This window comes from Escherichia sp. 94.0001 (assembly GCF_013369155.2).
Taxonomy (GTDB): Bacteria; Pseudomonadota; Gammaproteobacteria; order Enterobacterales; family Enterobacteriaceae; genus Escherichia; species Escherichia coli_F.
The window spans coordinates 1-2,178 of record NZ_JABWMS020000147.1 but is presented as its reverse complement, the minus strand read 5'-3'; the positions used below and the strand labels follow the sequence as shown (position 1 = coordinate 2,178).

The following is a 2,178-nucleotide window of genomic DNA, read 5'->3' as shown; positions in this document are numbered from 1 at the left end:
TCTGCCGTCACCGTGCCCGCGAATGCGGAATGCACCATCCGGACCATTAAATCTTTCGACCGCCCGTTTTCTGCCGCGTCCGGCAACCGGAGACCGGTGGTGAAAATCGCATCTTCTGCCGGCGCTTCGGCACAGTCAATAACCTCTTTTCATAAGGAAAAGTCAGCAATGAATACTGGTGAACAGATTAAAAGTTTTGAAAACAAGCGTGCTGCACTGGCAGCCTCCCTTGAGGAGATCATGAACAAAGCCGCAGAGGAAGGCCGCACACTGGATGTGGAGGAGGAAGAGCATTACGACAACACCGCGGCGGAGATCCGTCAGGTGGATGCGCACCTGAAGCGTCTGCGTGAACTGGAAACCAGTAAGGCCGCCACGGCACAGCCGGTGAAACAGGCCGGTAACGGTGACGTTGTGACGGTGAGCTCAGCGCCGGTGATCCGTGTTGAGCAGAAACTGGATAAGGGGATTGGCTTTGCCCGCTTTGCCAAATCACTGGCTGCGGCTAAAGGTGTCCGCTCTGAGGCCCTGGAAGTGGCCCGTCGTCAGTATCCGGATGACAGCCGTCTGCATCATGTCCTGAAATCGGCGGTGGGGGCAGGGACCACCACGGACCCGCAGTGGGCAGGCAGCCTGTCTGAATATCAGGAATATGCGCAGGACTTTATTGATTACCTGCGTCCGCAGACCATTATCGGGCGATTTGGTCAGGGCGGGATCCCTGCACTTCGTCTGGTGCCGTTCAATATCCGCGTGCATGCCCAGGTGTCCGGCGGTGCTGCCGGCTGGGTGGGGGAGGGTAAGGCCAGACCCCTGACGAAGTTTGATTTTGAGTCCATCACCTTCAGTCATGCGAAGGTGTCGGCCATTGCGGTACTGACGGAAGAGCTGATCCGCTTTTCCAGTCCGGCAGCTGATGCACTGGTCCGTAATGCGCTGGCAGAAGCGGTGGTGGCGCGTCTGGACACAGACTTTGTGGACCCGAAAAAAGCCGCAGTGGCAGATGTCTCCCCGGCGTCCATCACCCATGATGTGAAGGGCACGGCATCAACCGGTAACCCGGATGCGGATGCAGAGGCTGCGTTTGGACAGTTTGTGGCAGCAAACCTGCAGCCCACCGGTGCGGTCTGGCTGATGTCCAGCACCAATGCCCTGGCACTGTCCATGCGTAAAAATGCGCTGGGTCAGAAGGAATACCCGGACATGACCCTGCTGGGTGGCTCCTTCCAGGGGCTGCCGGTGATTGTCTCCCAGTATGTGGGTGACCAGCTGGTACTGGTGAATGCACCGGATATTTATCTGGCGGATGACGGCGGTGTGGCAGTGGATATGTCCCGTGAAGCGTCACTGGAAATGCAGTCTGAGCCGGGCGGCGACAGCACCACACCGTCGCCGGTGGAGCTGGTTTCCATGTTCCAGACCGGCAGCGTGGCCATCCGTGCGGAGCGCTGGATCAACTGGCGTCGTCGCCGTACTGCGGCGGTGGCTGTGATCACCGGTGTGAACTACGGCAGTGCGTCCGGCGGCTGAGTCTGATGAGGAGGGCGGGAGGTGAGAGCGTCCCGCAGTAACTGATGGCAAAAATCCGATATCTGCAGGGTACACATGATGCCCGGCCCGGGGATATCCGGGATGTCGCACAGCCGTGTGCGGAGGTGCTGGTTCGCCTGAGGAAGGCGGAGTACATCACAGCGCGACGTCCGGTGGGTCAGAAAAAGAAACATGATGCGGAGCATAGCGAATGTGGAACTTTTTGCGACGAACCCGAAAAAACCAGAAATCAGGACGTGATGTAAAAGAGGTGGGCTGGACCAGCCTGTTTCAGGCGGTGGCTGAGCCCTTTGCCGGCGCCTGGCAGCAGGGTGTGAAAGCCGATCCGGAAAGTGTCCTCTCCTTTCATGCGGTGTTTTCTTGCATTTCGCTGATATCCCAGGATATCGCCAAAATGCGGCTGCGCCTGATGCAGACGGATACACAGGGGATCCGCCGTGAAAAACGGCAGGGGGATATTGCCCGTCTCTGTCGTCGTCCCAATGCACAGCAGAATCGTATCCAGTTTTTTGAACTGTGGCTGAACGCCAAACTGCGTCACGGCAATACGGTGGTGCTGAAAATCCGTAACTCCCGGGGGCAGATCAAAGAACTGCGTATTCTGGACTGGAGCCGGGTTGAACCTCT

3 protein-coding genes are annotated in these 2,178 nt (G+C 58.2%); all 3 read left to right on the top strand.

Features of this window, described 5'->3' with window-relative positions; genetic code table 11:
- A partial coding sequence (locus HEN33_RS24735) for a phage major capsid protein (RefSeq protein ID WP_183083500.1) occupies positions 1–1,530 on the top strand: 1,530 nt, incomplete at its 5' end.
- Between the two features lie 44 nt (positions 1,531–1,574).
- On the top strand, positions 1,575–1,796 hold the full coding sequence (locus HEN33_RS24730) for a hypothetical protein (RefSeq protein ID WP_054192414.1): 222 nt from the start codon (positions 1,575–1,577) through the stop codon (positions 1,794–1,796).
- Positions 1,742–2,178: phage portal protein (locus HEN33_RS24725; RefSeq protein ID WP_183083499.1), on the top strand; the 437-nt coding region annotated here is incomplete at its 3' end. The genes HEN33_RS24730 and HEN33_RS24725, both read left to right, overlap by 55 nt.

What these genes read in the sequence shown, in the direction of transcription:
- HEN33_RS24730 (WP_054192414.1), top strand. Translation starts at nt 1,575, where the DNA reads ATGGCAAAAATCCGATATCTGCAGGGTACACATGATGCCCGGCCCGGG.